The 238-nt window shown below is 37.4% G+C and carries 1 rRNA gene; it reads left to right on the top strand.

Annotated features, from left to right (window positions below):
* Positions 1-77 (top strand): 5S ribosomal RNA (rrf, locus tag SB717_RS40390); the annotation flags it as partial.
* Between the last annotated feature and the right edge of the window lie 161 nt (positions 78-238).

Here is a 238-nt window from a genome sequence, read left to right as displayed (position 1 = left end):
CCGAACACGGAAGTTAAGCTCTTTAGCGCCAATGGTAGTTGGGACTTTGTCCCTGTGAGAGTAGGACGTTGCCAGGCTAGAAAAGATCTCTCTTTTCTTTTAAAAAAGTTGTTGACATTACGTTAATAACTTGATAAGATAGTAAAGTCGCTTAAGAGCGACGGTTGAACTTTGAAAACTGAACAAAGCGACAAACGTCAACGTTAATTTTTATTTTTAAATGAGCAAGTCAAACATT

Origin of the sequence: Priestia sp. SIMBA_032 (assembly GCF_046535215.1) — a bacterium.
Taxonomy (GTDB): domain Bacteria; phylum Bacillota; class Bacilli; order Bacillales; family Bacillaceae_H; genus Priestia; species Priestia aryabhattai.
This window is presented reverse-complemented; position numbering and strand designations above follow the sequence as displayed.